21 protein-coding genes are annotated in these 17,622 nt (G+C 74.0%); 14 read left to right on the top strand and 7 right to left on the bottom strand.

Annotation, left to right across the window (positions count from 1 at the left end):
- The first annotated feature begins 3 nt into the window (after positions 1 to 3).
- Both ABD086_RS04750 and ABD086_RS04745 read left to right on the top strand, forming a co-directional pair.
- Entirely contained in the window at positions 4 to 615 is a 612-nt protein-coding gene (locus ABD086_RS04750) for a DUF6758 family protein (protein ID WP_343906126.1), read from the top strand.
- A 19-nt stretch (positions 616 to 634) separates the two neighbouring features.
- The gene (locus ABD086_RS04745; protein WP_343906125.1) at positions 635 to 1,495 is read left to right on the top strand and encodes a PHP domain-containing protein; all 861 of its coding nucleotides are present in this window, start codon (positions 635 to 637) and stop codon (positions 1,493 to 1,495) included.
- Here the strand turns inward: ABD086_RS04745 and ABD086_RS04740 are convergent.
- Positions 1,446 to 2,204: an SDR family NAD(P)-dependent oxidoreductase gene (locus ABD086_RS04740; protein ID WP_343906124.1), complete on the bottom strand. Its 759-nt coding sequence runs from the start codon at positions 2,202 to 2,204 to the stop codon at positions 1,446 to 1,448. The genes ABD086_RS04745 and ABD086_RS04740 overlap by 50 nt on opposite strands.
- 61 nt (positions 2,205 to 2,265) lie before the next feature.
- On the opposite strand from ABD086_RS04740, the gene ABD086_RS04735 reads away from it, so the two are divergent.
- Positions 2,266 to 3,063, top strand: a complete 798-nt coding sequence (locus ABD086_RS04735) for a ParA family protein (RefSeq protein ID WP_343906122.1) — start codon at positions 2,266 to 2,268, stop codon at positions 3,061 to 3,063.
- A complete protein-coding gene (locus ABD086_RS04730) occupies positions 3,060 to 3,719 on the top strand; it encodes a L,D-transpeptidase (protein ID WP_343906121.1) in 660 nt (219 codons plus the stop codon). Before ABD086_RS04735 ends, ABD086_RS04730 begins: the two co-directional genes overlap by 4 nt.
- 15 nt (positions 3,720 to 3,734) lie before the next feature.
- Here ABD086_RS04730 and ABD086_RS04725 read toward each other — a convergent pair whose 3' ends face one another.
- On the bottom strand, positions 3,735 to 5,129 hold the full coding sequence (locus ABD086_RS04725; RefSeq protein ID WP_425571534.1) for a DEAD/DEAH box helicase: 1,395 nt from the start codon (positions 5,127 to 5,129) through the stop codon (positions 3,735 to 3,737).
- Positions 5,130 to 5,300: 171 nt separating this feature from the next.
- Here ABD086_RS04725 and ABD086_RS04720 point away from each other — a divergent pair, with 171 nt between their 5' ends.
- Entirely contained in the window at positions 5,301 to 5,990 is a 690-nt protein-coding gene (locus ABD086_RS04720) for a ferritin-like fold-containing protein (protein WP_343906117.1), read from the top strand.
- A gap of 108 nt (positions 5,991 to 6,098) precedes the next feature.
- Here the strand turns inward: ABD086_RS04720 and ABD086_RS04715 are convergent, their stop codons facing one another.
- Together ABD086_RS04715 and ABD086_RS04710 are read right to left on the bottom strand one after the other, a co-directional pair.
- Complete coding sequence (locus tag ABD086_RS04715) at positions 6,099 to 6,320, bottom strand: DUF3107 domain-containing protein (RefSeq protein ID WP_343906115.1); 222 nt, start codon at positions 6,318 to 6,320, stop codon at positions 6,099 to 6,101.
- A gap of 26 nt (positions 6,321 to 6,346) precedes the next feature.
- Entirely contained in the window at positions 6,347 to 6,934 is a 588-nt protein-coding gene (locus ABD086_RS04710; protein ID WP_343906450.1) for a TetR/AcrR family transcriptional regulator, read from the bottom strand.
- A 272-nt stretch (positions 6,935 to 7,206) separates the two neighbouring features.
- Here ABD086_RS04710 and moeZ point away from each other — a divergent pair, with 272 nt between their 5' ends.
- The 8 genes from moeZ to ABD086_RS04670 all read left to right on the top strand — a co-directional run bounded on the left by moeZ (position 7,207) and on the right by ABD086_RS04670 (position 13,945).
- Entirely contained in the window at positions 7,207 to 8,406 is a 1,200-nt protein-coding gene (gene moeZ, locus ABD086_RS04705; protein ID WP_343906113.1) for an adenylyltransferase/sulfurtransferase MoeZ, read from the top strand.
- A gap of 231 nt (positions 8,407 to 8,637) precedes the next feature.
- Positions 8,638 to 9,507, top strand: coding sequence for a hypothetical protein (locus ABD086_RS04700; protein ID WP_343906111.1), 870 nt, complete (start codon positions 8,638 to 8,640; stop codon positions 9,505 to 9,507).
- A gap of 91 nt (positions 9,508 to 9,598) precedes the next feature.
- Positions 9,599 to 10,333 carry a DUF4129 domain-containing protein gene (locus ABD086_RS04695; RefSeq protein WP_343906110.1) on the top strand — a complete coding sequence of 245 codons (735 nt, stop codon included), beginning with the start codon at positions 9,599 to 9,601 and terminating at the stop codon, positions 10,331 to 10,333.
- A complete protein-coding gene (locus ABD086_RS04690) occupies positions 10,333 to 10,815 on the top strand; it encodes a hypothetical protein (RefSeq protein WP_343906108.1) in 483 nt (160 codons plus the stop codon). Before ABD086_RS04695 ends, ABD086_RS04690 begins: the two co-directional genes overlap by 1 nt.
- An 8-nt stretch (positions 10,816 to 10,823) precedes the next feature.
- Positions 10,824 to 11,795: an AAA family ATPase gene (locus ABD086_RS04685; protein WP_425571550.1), complete on the top strand. Its 972-nt coding sequence runs from the start codon at positions 10,824 to 10,826 to the stop codon at positions 11,793 to 11,795.
- Positions 11,792 to 13,072 (top strand): DUF58 domain-containing protein, encoded by a 1,281-nt coding sequence (locus ABD086_RS04680; RefSeq protein WP_343906104.1) that lies wholly within the window; start codon positions 11,792 to 11,794, stop codon positions 13,070 to 13,072. Before ABD086_RS04685 ends, ABD086_RS04680 begins: the two co-directional genes overlap by 4 nt.
- A 61-nt stretch (positions 13,073 to 13,133) precedes the next feature.
- On the top strand, positions 13,134 to 13,619 hold the full coding sequence (locus ABD086_RS04675; RefSeq protein ID WP_343906102.1) for a hypothetical protein: 486 nt from the start codon (positions 13,134 to 13,136) through the stop codon (positions 13,617 to 13,619).
- On the top strand, positions 13,616 to 13,945 hold the full coding sequence (locus ABD086_RS04670; RefSeq protein ID WP_343906101.1) for an MGMT family protein: 330 nt from the start codon (positions 13,616 to 13,618) through the stop codon (positions 13,943 to 13,945). Before ABD086_RS04675 ends, ABD086_RS04670 begins: the two co-directional genes overlap by 4 nt.
- Here the strand turns inward: ABD086_RS04670 and ABD086_RS04665 are convergent.
- From ABD086_RS04665 to ABD086_RS04655, 3 genes are read right to left on the bottom strand one after another with little or no spacing between them, the layout of a single operon-like run.
- Entirely contained in the window at positions 13,902 to 15,326 is a 1,425-nt protein-coding gene (locus tag ABD086_RS04665) for a YlbE family protein (protein ID WP_343906099.1), read from the bottom strand. The genes ABD086_RS04670 and ABD086_RS04665 overlap by 44 nt on opposite strands.
- Positions 15,323 to 16,717: an AllF/FdrA family protein gene (locus ABD086_RS04660; RefSeq protein ID WP_343906097.1), complete on the bottom strand. Its 1,395-nt coding sequence runs from the start codon at positions 16,715 to 16,717 to the stop codon at positions 15,323 to 15,325. The genes ABD086_RS04665 and ABD086_RS04660 overlap by 4 nt, the downstream gene beginning before the upstream one ends.
- Positions 16,714 to 17,364: an oxamate carbamoyltransferase subunit AllH family protein gene (locus ABD086_RS04655; RefSeq protein ID WP_343906095.1), complete on the bottom strand. Its 651-nt coding sequence runs from the start codon at positions 17,362 to 17,364 to the stop codon at positions 16,714 to 16,716. The genes ABD086_RS04660 and ABD086_RS04655 overlap by 4 nt, the downstream gene beginning before the upstream one ends.
- 69 nt (positions 17,365 to 17,433) lie before the next feature.
- Here ABD086_RS04655 and ABD086_RS04650 point away from each other — a divergent pair.
- Positions 17,434 to 17,622 (top strand): hypothetical protein (locus ABD086_RS04650; RefSeq protein ID WP_343906093.1); only part of this gene is annotated, 189 nt, incomplete at its 3' end.

Genomic DNA, 17,622 nt, shown 5'->3' with positions numbered 1-17,622 from the left:
CGCATGCTGCAGGCCAGCTGTGTCCGGTGCTCGGGCCCGGTGCCGTGCCCGGACCACGAGGGCTCCGCGCCGCTCTGGCGGCCGGAGGAGGCGACGTACGAGGCGTTCGCCGAGCACCTCGCGGCGACCCGCCAGTTCCCGACCTACCTGCCCTGGCCGATGGGGCCCGGCTGGAGCGTGACCGACTTCGCGGCGGTGGGGGACGGCGCGGAGCGGGCCCGGGCGACGCTGACCTGCGTGTCGGGCACCACCGAGCTCGACGGGCCGGTCGACGTGCTCGTCGTGGCCGAGGAGGCCGGGACCGGCCTGGGCGGGCGCTGCGCGGCGACCCGGTACGACGACCCGGGGGCGGAGATCGCCCTCCGGGTCCCGACCGCCCGGGTGCGGATCGGGAGCCAGCAGGTGAGCCTCTGGGACGTGTCGACGAGCACGGCGGACGGCGAGTTCGACCGCTCCGTCGTGGCCGGGGAGGCGGGCGGCCGCTGGCTGTGGATCGTGCTGCGCCCGGCGTCCGCGCTGCTGATGCTCCGCGACGACTGGATCCTGCGCGACGTGTCGCGCGTCGGCCCCGAGCTGGTCGAGGTGCCGTTCGGGGGGCCGCGGCCCGCCTGGTGACGGTCACTAGGGTGGACGGGTGCGCATCGACCTCCACACGCACTCGCGCGCCAGCGACGGCACCGACACGCCCGCGGGCCTGGTCCGCGCGGCCGTCGACGCCGGACTCGACGTCCTCGCGATCACCGACCACGACACGGCCGACGGGTGGGCCGAGGCGCGGCGGGCGGCGGAGGAGACCGGCCTGACCCTGGTGCCCGGCATGGAGATCAGCAGCCGCCACCGCGGCCGGGGCGTGCACCTGCTGGCCTACTGGCCCGACCCCGCCCACGCCCCGCTGACCGCAGAGCTGGACCGGGTCCTGGCCGGCCGGCAGGGCCGCGTGCCCGTCATGGTGGACCGGCTGCGGGCGCTCGGCATCGAGATCACCGAGGACGACGTGCGGCGCGCGGCCCAGGGCGCGGTCGCCTCGGGCCGGCCACACGTCGCCGACGCGCTGGTCACCCTCGGGGTGGTGCCCGACCGGACCGCCGCGTTCGACCGCTACCTCGGCTGGGGGAGGCCCGCCCACGTGGACCGGTACGCCGTCCCGCTGGAGCGGGCGCTCGCGCTGGTGCAGGAGGCGGGCGGGGTGTCCGTGGTCGCGCATCCCTGGGGTCGCGGCGGGCTCGGACACCCCGACGAGGCGACGTTCGCGGAGCTGAAGGACCTGGGCCTCACCGGCGTCGAGGTGGACCACCAGGACCACGACGCGGCCGCACGGGACCGGCTACGCGCGATCGCGCGGAACCTCGACCTGGTCGCCACCGGCTCCAGTGACTACCACGGCGACGGCAAGGCCGACCACGACCTGGGCTGCAACACCACGGCGCCGGACGAGTACGAGCGGCTCACTTCCGCCCGAGCGACTGGAACCGCTGGAGCACGCCGCCCGGGATGAGCCGGGCGGCGGTCGAGATCGCCTTGTACTGCGGGCTCGGGATCGAGAACACCTTGCCCTTGGCGTGGTCCCTGAGCGCGGTGCGCACCAGCTCGTCGGCATCGAGCCACATGAAGTCCGGCGCGGAGCCGCGGCCGACCTGCATCCGCTCGTGGAACTCGGTCTTCGTGAAGCCCGGGCACAGGCAGGTCACGGTGACGCCCTTCGCGGCGTACTCGCGGGCTGCCCACTCGGAGAAGCTGTTCACGTAGGCCTTGGCCGCCGAGTACGTCCCGCGCGGCAGGAACGCCGCCACGCTCGACACGTTGATGATCCCGCCGTGGCCCCGCTCGGACATCGGGCCCAGCGCGGCGTGGCTGAGCCGCATCACCGCGGTGACGAGGACGTCGAGCATCGCCTGCTCCTCGTCGACGGTGTTGTCCAGGAACCGCTTCTTCAGGCCGAAGCCCGCGTTGTTCACGAGCAGGTCGACCGGGCGCGCGGGGTCGGCCAGCCGGGCCTCGACGGTGGCCAGCTCCGCACGGTCGACGAGGTCGGCGGGCAGCACCTCCACGGCGACGCCGTACGCCGAGCGCAGCTCCTCGGCCTCGGCCTCGAGCCGGGCGCGGTCGCGGGCCACCAGGACCAGGTCGTAGCCCTGCTCGGCGAGCTGGTGGGCGAAGGAGCGGCCGATGCCCGCGGTGGGGCCGGTGACGAGCGCGACAGACATGTGCGCAGTCAAACAGGTCGGTGCACGATCTCCGCAAGCCGGTCGGGCATGATGGGCCCCGATGACCACCACGCTCGCGATCGCGAACCAGAAGGGCGGGGTCGCCAAGACGACCACCGTCGCCTCGCTGGGTGCCGCGCTCGCGGAGCTCGGCCACTCGGTGCTGCTGGTCGACCTCGACCCGCAGGCGTGCCTGACGTTCTCGCTCGGCATCGACCCCGAGGACCTGGAGCTCTCGGTCCACCACGTGCTCACCAAGGGCCTGGACCCGACCGAGGTGCTGATCGAGACCGACGACGGCGTCGACCTGGTGCCCGCGACGATCGAGCTGGCCCGCGCGGAGGCCGAGCTGCTGACCCGCACCGGCCGCGAGCACGTCCTGAGGTCGATGATCGAGGCGCTCGAGGAGGCCGAGGTCGACTACGACTGGATCCTGCTCGACTGCCCGCCGTCGCTCGGCGTGCTGACCGTCGCCGCGCTGACCGCCGCCGACGGCGTGCTGGTCCCGCTCCAGTGCGAGACGCTCTCGCACCGCGGGGTCGGCCAGCTGCTCGACACCGTGCACGACGTCCGCCGGTTCACCAACCGCGGCCTCGAGGTCTGGGGCGTCCTGCCGACCCTGTACGACGGGCGCACCAACCACGCCCGCACGGTGCTCGAGACGATCTCGGAGACCTACGACCTCGAGGTCGTCGAGCCGCCGATCCCCAAGACGATCAAGTTCGCCGAGGCGCCGGCCGCGGGCCGGTCGATCCTCGCGACCAGCCGCAGCAGCAAGGGCGCGCAGGCCTACCGGGAGGTGGCCGGGAACCTCGTCGCGCGCTCCCAGCGGCCGAAGGTCAAGAAGGGCAAGCGGTGAGCAGGCACCGGGGCACCCCGGTCCGGCCGCGCTACGGCCGGATGGCCGCCCTCGGCTCGTCGCTGGCGGTCACCACGATCGCGGTGCTCGGTGGCACCGGCGTGCTGCCGTCGTCCGGCGACGGCCCGCCCGCGGTCGCGGCCTCGGTCGCCGACAGCAGCCCGGACCCGACGCCGACGAGCGACCCCACGCCGACGGCGAGCGGGTCCCGGGTCAGCGCGGAGACCGACGACGCCCCGGCGCGGGAGGCCGCCCTCCCGACCGGCACGGGCACGGGGAAGCGGATCGTGTTCGACCAGAGCGAGCAGCGCGTCTGGCTGGTCGGCAGGGGCCGGCACGTCGACCGCACCTACCTGGTCTCGGGCAGCGTCACCGACAACCTCGACCCCGGCACCTACTCGGTCTACTCGCGCTCCGAGCAGGCCTGGGGGATCGACGACTCCGGCACCATGAAGTGGTTCGTGCGGTTCACGCAGGGCGACACCGGCGCCGCGATCGGCTTCCACGACATCCCGGTCGACAACGGCGCGCCGGTCCAGACCAAGGCCCAGCTCGGTACGCCGCAGTCGCACGGCTGCATCCGCCAGAAAGAGAGCGACGCGAAGGCCCTGTGGGCCTTCGCGCCGATCGGCACGACCGTCGTCGTGGTCGCGTAGTCCTCCCCGGAGCTCCTACTCGCTCGCCGGAGCCGGCTTGCTGCCGCCCGACGACCGGCGGCGACGCCGACGGTTGCGGCTGCCGCTGGAGCCCTCGGTCTCCGGAGCCGGGCTCTCGCCGCCCTCGCCGCCGGCGAGAGTCTCGCCGCTGCGGGTCCGGGTGCGCGTCCGGTTGCGGTTCCGGTCGCGGGGCGCGCGCTCCTCGCGCGCCTCGGCGGGCGCGGCGTCGACGATCCGGCCCTTGGTGCCCGGCGCGATGCCCTGCTCGTGGAACAGGTGCTCGGAGGTGGAGTAGGTCTCGACCGGCTCGTCGAACGGCAGGTCGAGGGTCTTGTTGATCATCTTCCAGCGGTGCAGGTCCGCCCAGTCGACGAACGTGATCGCGGTGCCCGTCGCGCCGGCGCGGCCGGTGCGGCCGATCCGGTGGACGTAGGTCTTGTCGTCCTCGGGACAACTGTAGTTGATCACGTGCGAGACGCCGGCCACGTCGATGCCACGGGCGGCCACGTCGGTGGCGACCAGCACGCGGAGCTTGTCCTCGCGGAACCTCGTCAGCGCCTTCTCGCGGGCCACCTGGGCCATGTCGCCGTGCAGCGCGCTGGCCTTGAAGCCACGCTCGGCCAGGTCGTCGGCGACCCGCTGCGCCTGGCGCTTGGTGCGCGTGAACACGATGAACTTGTCGGCGTCCTCGGCCTGGAGCAGCCGGCCGATGATCTCGGGCTTGTCCAGGTCGTGCACCTGGTAGATGAACTGCGCGGTGGCGGGCACGGTGGCGTTCTCGTACGACGACTCCGCGCGGATGTTCATCGGGTGCCGCATGTGCATCCGGGCCAGCGCGACGATCGCCGACGGCATCGTGGCCGAGAACAGCATCGTCTGGCGGGTCTCGGGGGTCATCCGCAGCAGCTTCTCGACGTCGGGCAGGAAGCCCAGGTCGAGCATCTCGTCGGCCTCGTCCAGCACGAGCGCGTGCACGTGGGACAGGTCGAGGGCGCGACGGTTGGACAGGTCGATGAGGCGGCCCGGGGTGCCGACGACGATGTCGACGCCCGCCTTCAGCGCGTCGAGCTGCGGCTCGTAGCCGACCCCGCCGTAGACGGTGAGGACGCGCAGGCCGCGGTCGGCGCTGGCCAGCGCGAGGTCGTTGGAGACCTGGAGCGCGAGCTCGCGGGTCGGGGCGACGATCAGCGCCTGCGGCTTGCCCTGGGGCAGCTCGGCATAGTCGGGGTCCTTGGGGGCGACGCTGCGCTGGAGGACCGGGATGCCGAACGCCAGCGTCTTGCCGGTGCCGGTGCGGGCCTGGCCGATCAGGTCGGTGCCGAGGAGGGCGACCGAGAGGGTCATCTCCTGGATCGCGAAGGGGGTGGTGATGCCGGCGCGCTCGAGCGCGTCACAAATCTCGGGGAGCACCCCGAGCTCTCGGAACGTGGTCAGGGTTCTGTCTCTTTCGTGAGTCAACTACCGTCGGTTTGCGGCGGACTCATCCACGAGATCTGGGAGCGGTCTGCCGCGCACATACGCGGGTGCGCCCGGAGGTGGGCGCGACCTCTAACGCCTGCAGTCTATCGGTAGGGTGCGCACGTGACCGCATCCACGCCCGTCGCCTTCGAGGATCCGCAGTACCGCGAGGCGATCGTGGATCTGCTGGGCGCCATCGCGTACGGCGAGATCTCCGCCTTCGAGCGGCTCGCCGAGGACGCCAAGCTGGCGCCCACGCTCGAGGACAAGGTGGCGATCGCGTCGATGGCGACCGCGGAGTTCGCGCACGTCGCCCGGCTCCGGGAGCGGCTCACCGAGCTCGGTGCGGACCCGTTCGCGGCGATGGCGCCGTTCCAGGAGCCGATCGACCGGTTCCACGAGTACACCGCCCCCGGCGACTGGTTCGAGGGGCTGATCAAGGCGTACGTCGGCGACGGGCTCGCCAACGACTTCTACCGCGAGATCGCGGCGTACCTCGACGCGGACACCCGCGAGCTCGTGCTCGCCTCGCTGGAGGACTCCGGCCACGCGGCCTTCGCGGTCGACCGGGTGCGGTCGGCGATCGCCGCGGACCCGCGGCTCGGCGGCCGGCTCGCGCTGTGGGGCCGCCGGCTGATGGGGGAGGCGCTCACCCAGGCGCAGCGGGTGATCGTCGACCGCGAGCCGCTCTCCGCGCTGCTCGCGGGCGGCGTCGACCGGCCCGGGATCGACCTGGCCGCGATCGGCCGGATGTTCACCCGGATCACCGAGCGGCACACCGAGCGGATGGCCGAGCTCGGGCTGGACAGCTAGTCACCGTCGGCGGGCACGTCACCGGGTCTCGACACGCCGGTCGCGGCTTCGTTCCTCAGCCGCGCGGCTCGCTCGACCACCATCAGCGGATCCGCTGGCGCGTCTCCGCTAGGACCGGAAGCCGACCTGGCCCAGCGTCCCGTGGCCGATCTCGACGTAGGCGAGCTTGTCGACCGGGACCACGACCTTACGGCCCCTGTTGTCGGCCAGCGACAGCACACCGCCGGCCGCAAGGGCCTCGGCGACCTGCTTCTCGATCGCGTCCGACGTCTCGTCGGTGTCGATGTGCAGTTCGCGCGCGGCGTTCTGGACGCCGATCTTGACCTCCACGAGGTCCTCCTTCTTGCGTTGGTCTGTCAGTGCTCGTCGGTGCGGGGGTACCCGCGGATGCCGCGCCACGCGAGGCCGGCCACCAGGCCGGCGGCGTCGGACTTGCTGATCGCGCCGGGGTCCGACAGCCAGAACCGGGCGCTCACCTGGGCCATTCCCACCAGCGACACCGCGAGCAGGCGGGAGGCGTCGTCGGGCAGGCCGGTGTCGTCGTGGATGACGTGGGCGATGGTCGCGGCGCACTCGGTCGTGACCCGGTCGACCTGCTCGCGCACCGCGGGCTCGTTGGTCAGGTCGGACTCGAACACCAGCCGGAACGCGCCGGAGTCGCCGGCGACGTACTCGTAGAAGACGTCCATGGTCGCCGCGACCCGGTGCTTGTTGTCCTGGGTGGACTCCAGCGCCGCGCGGGTGTTCTCGATGATCGTGTCGCACGACTGCTCGAGCAGCGCGAGGTAGAGGTCCAGCTTGCCCGGGAAGTGCTGGTACAGCACCGGCTTGGACACGCCCGCGCGCTCGGCGATGTCGTCCATGGCCGCCGCGTGGTAGCCCTGGGCCACGAACACCTCGAGCGCGGACTCCATCAGCTGCGCACGACGCTCGCGCCGCGGCATGCGGGCGCCGCGCGGTCGCGCCGCGGGTACGTCGTACTGCTCTGCCGTCACGCGCCGAACACTACCCGGGACGCGCAGCGGACCGGGTGACGGTGGTCGAGCGAGCCGCGCGACCGAGGAACGAGGTCGCGAGCGGCGTGTCGAGACGGGCGAGCGGTCACACCCGTCCGGATGACGGGACGCGGCGATCCGCGCCCGGAGGCGCGGGGAACATGGCGGGAACGAAGCTTGTTGGGAGGAGCGAACCCCCCAACGTGATCGAGGAGTACGCCGTGTCCTTTCCCGCGCTCGTGGAGCCCGCGGACGAGCTGACCATCGACGAGGTCCGCCGCTACAGCCGGCACCTGATCATCCCGGACGTCGGGATGACGGGTCAGAAGCGCCTGAAGAACGCCAAGGTGCTGGTCATCGGCGCCGGCGGTCTCGGCAGCCCGGCGCTGCTCTACCTGGCCGCGGCCGGCGTGCACACGCTGGGCATCGCGGAGTTCGACGAGGTCGACGAGTCGAACCTCCAGCGCCAGATCATCCACGGCCAGTCCGACATCGGTAAGTCGAAGGCGCAGTCGGCGAAGGAGTCGATCGCGGAGACGAACCCGTACGTCGACGTGATCGTCCACGAGACGCGCCTCGACAACGACAACGTCATGGAGATCTTCCGTGGCTACGACCTGATCGTCGACGGCACCGACAACTTCGCCACGCGCTACATGGTCAACGACGCGGCGTACTTCCTGGGCATCCCGTACGTCTGGGGCTCGATCTACCGCTTCGACGGCCAGGCGTCCGTGTTCGCGCCCACGATGGCCGACGACGCGCCCTGCTACCGCTGCCTGTACCCGGAGCCCCCGCCGCCGGGCATGGTCCCCAGCTGCGCCGAGGGCGGCGTGCTGGGCGTGCTCTGCGCGTCGATCGGCTCCATCCAGGTCAACGAGGCCATCAAGCTGCTCACCGGCATCGGCGAGCCGCTGATCGGCAAGCTGATGATCTACGACGCCCTCGAGATGGAGTACCGCAAGCTGCGCGTCCGCAAGGACCCGAACTGCGCGTTGTGCGGGGAGAACCCGACGGTCACCGGCCTCATCGACTACGAGACGTTCTGCGGCGCGATCTCCGACGACGCCGCCGAGGCCGCCGCCGGCTCGACGATCTCGGTCACCCAGCTCGAGCACATGCTCAAGGAGCGCTCTGAGGGCACCCGCGACTTCGTGCTCGTCGACGTGCGCGAGCCCAACGAGTTCGAGATCAACCGGATCCCCGGCTCGGTGCTCATCCCCAAGGGCGACTTCCTCAACGGCTCCGCGCTGGAGAAGCTGCCGAGCGACAAGCAGATCGTCATGCACTGCAAGAGCGGTGTCCGGTCGGCGGAGACGCTCGCGATCGTGAAGGGCGCCGGGTACGCCGACGCCGTGCACGTCGGCGGTGGCGTGGTCGCCTGGGTCAACCAGATCGACCCCTCGCAGCCGTCGTACTGAGCCGCATCTCTGCGCAATTGCGCGCTCAGCCTGCCTTACCCGCCGGTAACGCAAGGCTGGGCGCGCAATTGCGCTGGACGCCTCACCCCGGGCCGGTCCAGTCCACCCTTTCGGGTGGGCACGGTGACTGCTCGTCCGTAACTCCAGCGGGTCGAGGCTCGTTGGCCCCCCGTCAGAGTTGACGGTTGCCGGGACCTGCCCGGCACCCCTATCGGGAGGGTCCACCACCTCATGCGCTTCTCCGCCAAGCACGCCGCGGCCGCGGCCGCGGTGCTCAGCAGCGGCGTCCTCGCCGCCGCCTTCTCCACCGCCGCCCCCGCGTCCGCCGCCCCGACCTGGGCGCCGGCCGACACGGCCCAGATCCACCCCGGCACGATGATGTACACCGACGGCGCCCAGTGCACCGCGAACTTCGTGTACACCGACAGCGCCGGCGTCGTGTACGTCGGGTACGCCGCGCACTGCGCCGGCACCGGCGCGGCGACCGACACCAACGGCTGCAACACCCAGTCGCTGCCGCTCGGCACCAAGGTCACCTTCAACGAGGGCGGCAGCCTGGTCAGCGACGGCACCCAGGTCGGCACGGGCACCTTGGCGTACTCCTCCTGGGACGCGATGAAGAAGGCCGGCGAGACCGACCCGAACACCTGCGCCTACAACGACCTGGCGCTGGTCAAGGTCGACGCCGCCGACGTGGCCAAGGTGAACCCGAGCGTCCCGTTCTGGGGCGGCCCGACCGGCATCGACACCGACGGCACCGCCGCGGGCGACCGCGTCTACACCTACGGCAACTCCAGCCTGCGCGCCGGCCTCGAGCCGCTGTCGCCGCACACCGGGGTCAGCCTGGGTGACGACCCGGCGGACGGCGGCTGGTCGCACCCGCTGTACACGGTCACCCCGGGCATCCCCGGTGACTCCGGCTCCGGCTTCCTGAGCGCGGACGGCTCGGCGATCGGCGTCCTGTCGACCCTCGGCCTCCTGCCGCTGCCCGCGTCGAACAACATCGGCGACCTCGCCAAGGAGCTCGCGTACGCGAACTCGCACGGCATGTCCGGCGTCACCCTGGTGAACGGCACCGAGCCGTTCTCGCCCATCCTCTGAAACAGCCTCTGAGCCTGCCTCCGAGGGAGCTCCCCGACGGCCCCGTCCCGCTGGGACGGGGCCGCCGGCCATTTCAAGTAGTTTGCGGTGCATGAGCGGGCGGCGGGCAGGCGCAACGGCGGTCGCGGCCGTCGTCGCGACGGCCCTGCTGGTCGTCGTGCTCGCCGCGTGGGCCGCCTCCATCGGTCCCAGCGACGTGTTGACCGGGCCGGGCCCCTCCCCGGCCGGCACGCCGAGCACCGACCGGCTCGAGTCCCGGGACGCCGGCGAGCTGACGCCGAGCGCCGAGGGGGAGCGCCAGGACCCGCCGGGCTGGGTGCGGACCGCCGCGTTCCTGGTCGACGTCGCGCTCGCGGCGCTGGCGGTCTACCTGCTCCTCCGGTACGTCGGCAGACCGCTGCTGTCCTGGCGCGTCCGCCGGCGGCGGCGCGGCGACCGGGGCGGGCGCGGTGAGGGCGGCGACGACCCCGACTTCGAGGTGCTCCAGCCCGCGGACGCCGTCGCGCAGGAGATGCTGAGGGACGCCGGGGCCCAGCGCGACGAGCTCGCCACGGCCGGCACCCCGCGCAACGCCGTGGTGGCGTGCTGGCACCGGTTCGAGACCCAAGCGGCCGCGGCCGGGGTGGCCCGGCACCCGTGGGAGACCTCCTCGGAGTACACGATGCGGGTGCTCGACCTGGTCGACGCACACCAGCCTGCGGTGTCCCGGCTGGGCCGGCTCTACCGCGAGGCGCGGTTCTCCGACCACGAGCTGACCGAGGCGCACCGCCAGGAGGCGCTGGACGCCCTGGACGCCATCCACCGCACGATCGGCATCCCGGCATGATGCCCTCGCCCCCGAGCCGCCGCTGGTGGCGCCGCGCCGGCGCCGGCGTGCTCACGTTCGCGGTGCTCGAGGTGGTCCTCGTGCTCGCGGACACCGGCCCCGACGCCGTCCGCCTCGCGCTGCTCGTCGCCACCTGCGTCGGCGTGCTCGGGCTGGTGCTGGACACCCTGTCCGAGGGCGGCCCGAGCTGGACCGTCGAGGTCGAGCGGCCGTCCGTGCGGGAGGGCGGCGACCCGCGGCTGGCCCGCTACGTGAACCTGATCGAGGCCCACCTCGCGGCGCGCAGCGCCGACGGCGCCCTGCGGGACCGGCTCGCGACGCTGACCGACCAGGTGCTCCGGCAGCGGTACGGCGTGCACCGCGCCGACCCGCGCGGCGAGGCGCTGGTCGGCCCCGACCTCGCCGCGGTGCTCGACGGACCCGTGCGCCGGCTCTCGCCGGCCGACATCGACCGCTGCCTGACCAGGATCGAGGAGCTGTGACCGACCAGATGTCCCCCCAGCTGTCCACCCAGGAGGCCGCCGCGCTCGCCGGTCGCGTGATCGACGAGGTCGAGAAGGCCGTCGTCGGCAAGCGCGACGCGCTCCTGCAGGTGCTCGCCGCGGTGCTCGCCAAGGGGCACGTGCTGCTCGAGGACTTCCCGGGCCTCGGCAAGACGCTGGCCGCGCGGTCCTTCGCCCGGGCGCTCGGCATCGAGTTCACCCGCGCGCAGTTCACCCCCGACCTGCTGCCGGCCGACCTCACCGGCTCGTTCGTCTACGACCAGCGCCGCGGCGAGTTCGAGTTCCGGCGCGGCCCGCTGTTCACCGGCCTGCTGCTGGCCGACGAGGTCAACCGGACCCCGCCCAAGACCCAGGCCGCGCTGCTCGAGGCGATGCAGGAGCGCCAGGTCACCGTCGAGGGGGAGACCTTCGCCCTGGCCGCGCCGTTCCACGTCCTCGCGACCGCGAACCCGATCGAGTACGAGGGCACCTTCCCGCTGCCCGAGGCGCAGCTCGACCGGTTCCTCCTGCGGGTCAGCTTCGGCTACCCGTCGGCCCGCGAGGAGTACGACGTGCTCGCCCGCCGGATGACGCGGCGCCGGGAGGAGGTCGAGCTGGACGCGGTGACCGACGGCGCCGGGCTGCTGGCGATGCAGGAGGCGGTCGAGACCGTCACCGTCGACGAGAGCGTCGGCCGGTACTGCGTGGACCTCGCGGTTGCCACCCGCAACCACCCCGACGTGCTCACGGGTGCGTCCCCGCGCGGCTCGCTCGGGCTGGTGCTCGCCGCACGGGCGTTCGCGCTGCTGCGCGGCCGCGACTACGTCGTGCCGGAGGACGTGAAGGCGATCGCCCGCTCGGTGCTGGCGCACCGGATCACGGTGAAGCCCGACCTCTGGATGACCGACGTCAGCGGTCGGTCGGTGGTCGACGCCGTCCTCCAGCAGGTCCCGACCCCCTCGACGCTCGCCCGGCCATGACCGGCTGGCGCCCCACCTCCGCGCTCGGCCGGGCGCTGGTGCTCGGTGCCGTCGGCGTCGCGCTGGCGCTGGTGGCCGGCGACCCCGCCGTGGTCGTCCTCGCCGCGCCGTTCGTGGTGCTCGCCGCGGTGATGCTCGTGCACCGGCCGACCCGGGAGCCGCGGATCGACGCGCGCCTCGACCACGTGGCGCTCCAGGAGGGGCTCGGCACCACGTCCCGCCTCACGCTCGACGGAGCGGAGGACGCCGAGTACGTCACCCGCGCGGCCGGCCGGCCGCCGTACGTCGCCCAGCGCCCGCACGACGGCCGGGTGGGCGGCCTGGTCGCGCACGGCGTCCCGGCGATCGAGATCAGCCCGCGGCGCTGGGGCCGTCGGATGCTGGGGGAGGAGAACGTCGCGCTCTACACGCGGTGGGCGGGCTTCCGGTTCGGCCCGGTCGTCCGCGGCGGCCAGCCGGTCCGGGTGCTGCCGACGACCGCGCCGTACGACTCGCGCGCGGAGGTGCCGCAGCCGCTCGGCCTGGTCGGCCGGAACCGCTCCCGGCGCACCGGCAGCGGCACCGAGCTGGCCGGCATCCGGCCGTTCCTCGCCGGCGACCGGCTGCGCCGGATCAACTGGCGGGTCTCGCTGCGCACCGGCAACCTGCACGTCGTCACCACCCGCGCCGAGGAGGACACCGGGGTGCTGCTGGTCGTCGACGCGCTCGCCGACCACGGCGTCTCCGGCGGGGTCGGCGGCGCCGCGAGCAGCATGGACCTCACGGTCCGCGCCGCCGCCGCGATCGCCGAGCACCACGTCCGCGCCGGCGACCGGGTCGCGCTCCGTGTCGTGGGCCGTGGCCGTGAGCAGGTCGGGTACGGCGCGGGCGCCCGGCACCTGCGCCGCATCCAGGACCGGCTCGCCGCCGTGCGGGTCGGCGAGGCCGGGGAGGGCACGCTGCACCTCGGCGTGACCGGCGGCGCGGTGGTGGTCGTGCTGTCGCCGATGCTCGCGGAGTCGATCGGCACCGTCGCCGCGAGCCTCACCAAGCGCGGCGTCGCGGTGCTCGTCGTCGACACGCTGCCGCCGGACGCGGAGCCGGCGGTCGCCGAGGGCGCCGACCCGGCGCTCGCGGCGCTGGCCTGGCGGATGCGCCGGGTCGAGCGCTCCGTGGTGCTGGACCGGCTCGCCGCGCTCGGCTGCCCGGTGGTCGCCTGGCGCGGGCCCGGCACCCTCGACGACGTCATGCACCGGCTGGCGCGGCGCGCCCAGGTGCCCCGGGTGGTGACCAGATGAACCACCCCACGAAGTTCTTCTCCTCCGCTTCGCTCCCCCGAACAACTCCGCGGGGACCCCGATGATCCTGCGCGCGACGGTGTTCGTGGGCCTGCTGGTCGCCCTGCTGATGACCGGGCCGGCCGGGCACTGGCCGCCCTGGTGGCTGGTGCTCGCGTTCGCCGGCCTGGCCGCGGTCGCCGCGGCCGTGCCGGACTCGCCGGTCGTGGCCGGCGCCGGGCTGCTGGTGCTGGTGTGGTGGTCCGTCTCGCTCGGCGACGGCGTCCCGGCCTCGGTGCTGGTCGCCGCGGTCGCCCTGGTCGCCGCCCACGTGGCGGCGCTGCTGGCGTCGTACGGCCCGCGGGAGATGCCGGTCGACCGCGCGACCGTGCTGCTGTGGGCGCGCCGGGCCGGGCTGGTGCTGCTCACCGTCCCGGGCGCCTGGCTCGCCGCCCGGGCGCTGCGCGGCGAGCCGGAGCAGCCCGGCATCTGGGTGCTCGGCGTCGCCGTCGCGTGCGTCGCGACGATCGCCGGCACCGCCGCCATCGAGGTCCGGAGGACGGAGTGAGTCTCGACCACGAGGAGTACGTCGAGCGGGTGCTGCAGTGCGTCGAGTCGATCCCGCGCGGCCGGGTGTCGACGTACGGCGCGATCGCCGAGGTCGTCGGTGCGCTGCTCGGCGGAGGTGGGCCGCGGCTGGTCGGCTCGACCATGGCGCAGCACGGCGGCGGGGTCACCTGGTGGCGGGTCGTCCGCGCCGACGGGTCGCTGCCGCCGAGCCACCTCGAGGAGGCCCGGTGGCACTACCTCGAGGAGGGCACCCCGCTGCGGCCGAACGGCAGCGTCGACATCAGGAAGGCGTTCTGGCGGCCGCCAGCGCTGCGAGCCGACTGAGCGCCTGCGGGAAGATCTCCGCCGGCGGCGTGACCAGCCCGGCGCCGACCTGGCCGACGCCCGCGACCTTGCCGGCCATGCCGGTGTTGATCTGCGGCAGGATCCCGGTCCGGCACACCTTGCTCACGTCGATGCCGGTCGGGGTGCCCTGGAACTCCAGGACCGGGACCGACCAGCGCGGGTTCTCGCCGAGGGTGATCTCATGCATCCGGCGGGTGGTCGCCAGCGCGTCCGGCACCGAGCCGCCGACGAACCGCACGATGGCCGGGGCGGTCGCCATCGCGAAGCCGCCGATGCCGGCGGTCTCGGTGATCGCGCTGTCGCCGATGTCGGGGTTGGCGTCGTCCGGCCCGTAGTCGCCGAGGAACAGCCCGTCCGCGAGCTGGGCGGGCCCGGTGAACCACTCGTCGCCGGTGCCGGCCACCTGGATCCCGAAGTCGGTGCCGTTGCGGGCCATGGCCACGACCATCGTCGAGCCCTCGATGCCGCGCGCGGCGTCCAGCGCCAGCTTGCAGGCGGGCATCGCGAGGTTGAGGAAGAAGTGGTCGTTGCCGCCGATGAACCGCAGCGCCTCGGCCACGTCGGCGCCGTCGAACCCGGCCTCCTCACTGCAGAGGACCATCGCGGGGGACAGGTCGCGGAGCAGCATCAGCGTGCCCGCGCGGTTGCGGTTGTGCGCCTCGTCGCCCATCTGCAGCATCTGGGTGAGGATGCCGGTCACGTCGACCGGCCCGGCTCCACCATCGATGCGGGACCGCACGGCGGCCCGCAGCAGCGGGCCGAGCACGTCGCCCATCCAGCGCAGGCGGGTGAGCACCTCGGGGGCGTACGCGCCGTACCGGAGCACCTTGCCGAGGCCCTCGTTGAGCGAGCAGTAGGTGCGCCGTCCGGTTGCCTGGTCCTCGAGCACGAACATCCACATGCTCGGCGTGACCACGCCGGCCATCGGGCCGACGGCGGAGCGGTGGTGGCACGGCTCGAGGCTGACGCCCGTGCCGGACTCGAACAGCGGTACGGCGGCCTCGGGGTCGTCGACCAGTCCCTCGAGGGCCGCGCCACCCATGAGCGCGCCGCGCAGCGGGCCGGAGGTGCGCTCCCACGCGATCGGCGGGCCGGCGTGCAGGAACTCGCCGCGCTGGAGGCCGAGCACCTCGGACGCCGGCGCCACGTCGACCAGCGTCGCGGTGACGTCGAGCATCGCCGCGAGAGCGCGCTCGTTCGCCGTCCGGCGGAGCGGGTCGGCCGCGACCGCGGCGAGGTCGGCCTCGGTGCCCTCCATCGGCGGGCGCCAGTCGACCCGGGTGACCGGGACCGCCTGGTCCTCGACGGCCTCGGCGAACAGGTCGGCCCCGACGTTGACGACAGCAGCAGGGGTGCTCATGCGCGTCCTCCGCTCAGCTCGATCGCGCGGCGGGTGGCGCCGGCGTTGGACAGGTGCACCTCGGCGCCCGCGTCGGCCAGGGCCCGCACCTGGCGGGCCAGCCCCTGCGGGTCGGCGTCGGTGCCGACGACGGCCACGACGACCGGCTTCCCGATCCCGGCGAGCGCCGGGGCCAGGGAGGCGGCGGGGTCGGGCTCGGCACCGTGCCCCAGGACGACGTCCAGCAGCAGCACCCCGGTCGCCGGGTCGGCCGCGGCCCGGGCGAGGTGCTCGAGGCGGATGGACGGGTCGATCATCGGGTGGGCGCGGCCGGCGGTGTACTCGTCGTCGCCGAAGTCGACGAAGGTGTGGCCGCCGCCGGTGCCCGCGAGCAGCTCCGTGATCAGCCGGGCCTCGCTCGCGAGGGTGCCGCCCGCGAACGGGCCCCGGATGGCCCCGGCGTTCGGCGCGGCCGACCCGGTGACCGGCCACGCCGGCACCTCCCGGCCGAGCCGGCGCAGCACCGCCTCGGTGGCCGCGGTGAGGTCGGGCTGCCCGGGCCCGAGCAGCGCGTACTCCACGGGAGTGGCCAGCGTGCCGGCGTACTCGCGGATCTCGGCGGCGACGTCGTCGGCCGGGGGCTTGGAGATCAGCACGATCAGCTCGACCGCGGGGTCCTCGTCGAGGCGGCGCATCGCCTCCCGGGTCGCGAGCCCGCGGACCTCGGCGGACAGGTCGCGCCCGCCGACCCCGAGCGCCGAGGAGACGCCGACGCCGGCGTGGTCGAGCAGCGCGAGGACCTGCTGGCAGCCGGTGCCGGACGCGGCGACGATGCCGACCGGGCCGGGGGAGACGACGTTCGCGAAGCCCAGCCCGAGGCCGCCGACGACCGCGGTGCCGCAGTCCGGGCCCATGACCAGCAGCCGCTGCTCGGCGGCCGCCCGCTTGAGCGCGACCTCCTGGTCCAGCGGCACGTTGTCGCTGAACACCATGACGTCGTGGCCCGCCTCGAGCGCGTCCATCGCCTCGACGAACGCGCTCGGGCCGGGGACCGACACGAGCGCGATGGCGTCGGAGGTACGCCGGAACGCGCTGCCGGTCGTGCGCGGCGGCGCCTGCTCCGACGGCCCGGTCTCGCGGCGGTTCGCGTCGCGCAGCGCCTGGTCCACGCCGGCGAGCGCCGTCGCCAGCGCGCCGGCGTCCTCGAGCCGGAGCGCGACCACCAGGTCGTTCGGCGTGGCCTCGGCGGGGACGTCGAAGCCCATGCCGGTCAGCACCTCGATGTTCAGGGGCGTCGCCATCGCGACCTGGGCGGCGACGACGCCGTCGAGCCCCTGCACGGTCCGGGAGACCTGCAGCAGCGTGACGGAGTCGGCGTAGGCGCCGGGCCGGAGCTCGACGTGGGTGGTCATGCGGCACTCCTCAGGTGGTCGAGCGCGAAGCGGCCGCCCTGGAGGAGGCCGCGTCCGGAGCTGTGGCCGACGGCCGCCAGGGCGGCGGTCCGGGTGGGGTCGGCGGGCGCGGCCAGCCACGTGGTGAACTCGGGGATCGCCTCGCCGTGCATGGCGCAGTCCAGCAGCGTCGCGGACAGCAGCGTGGTCCGGTCCAGCCGGGCGCGGACCGCGGCGTCCACGTCGGGGGTGGCGACACCGAGCGCGCGGTGGGCGGCGAACCAGCCGCACAGCACGTCGTCGTCGTACGGCGTGAGCCCGTCGCCGTGCCCGACCATCCGGTCGACGTCGCCGGGCGGGGGAGCGGGCGCGGTCGCGCCGGTCGCCCGGCGCGGGACGGACACGTCGACCACCCGGCCGATGCGCAGCGGCTCGCCGTCGAGGTGGAGCTCGCCGCCCCGCAGGGCGGCGCTGGTGACGTCGAACGCCTCGACGTCGGCGCGGAGCGCGCACGGCACCGCGACCGCCCGGCGGCCCACGACCCCGACGACCCGGCCCGCCACCTCGACGTACACGGCGTCCCGGCCGCGGTGCACGACCGGCACCGGCCCGTCCGGGGCGCCGCGCAGGTGCGCCCGCACGCGGGGCGGCGCACTCACGGGGATCACCACGCCGACGCTAGCGGGGCGGGTTACCGTTTGCCGATGTGAGGTTGTGCCAACGGGCCGGGCAGGGGAGTGCAGAAGTTGATAACGGGTGACCGCGAGGAGCTGGCGAGCGCGGCGCTGGCGCGCGTCGACGCGCTGCACACCGCGCTGACGCGGATCGTGCTCGAGGGCGGGAACCTCGACGGCATCGCGGCCGAGGTCGCGAGCGTGCTCGACGCGGGCGTGGCCTTCACCTCGACCGACGGCCGCGAGCGGGCC

The organism is Nocardioides aquiterrae (assembly GCF_039526625.1).
Taxonomy (GTDB): Bacteria; Actinomycetota; Actinomycetes; order Propionibacteriales; family Nocardioidaceae; genus Nocardioides; species Nocardioides aquiterrae.
Note: the sequence above shows the minus strand (reverse complement) of the source record. Positions and strands in the feature narration are given on the sequence as shown.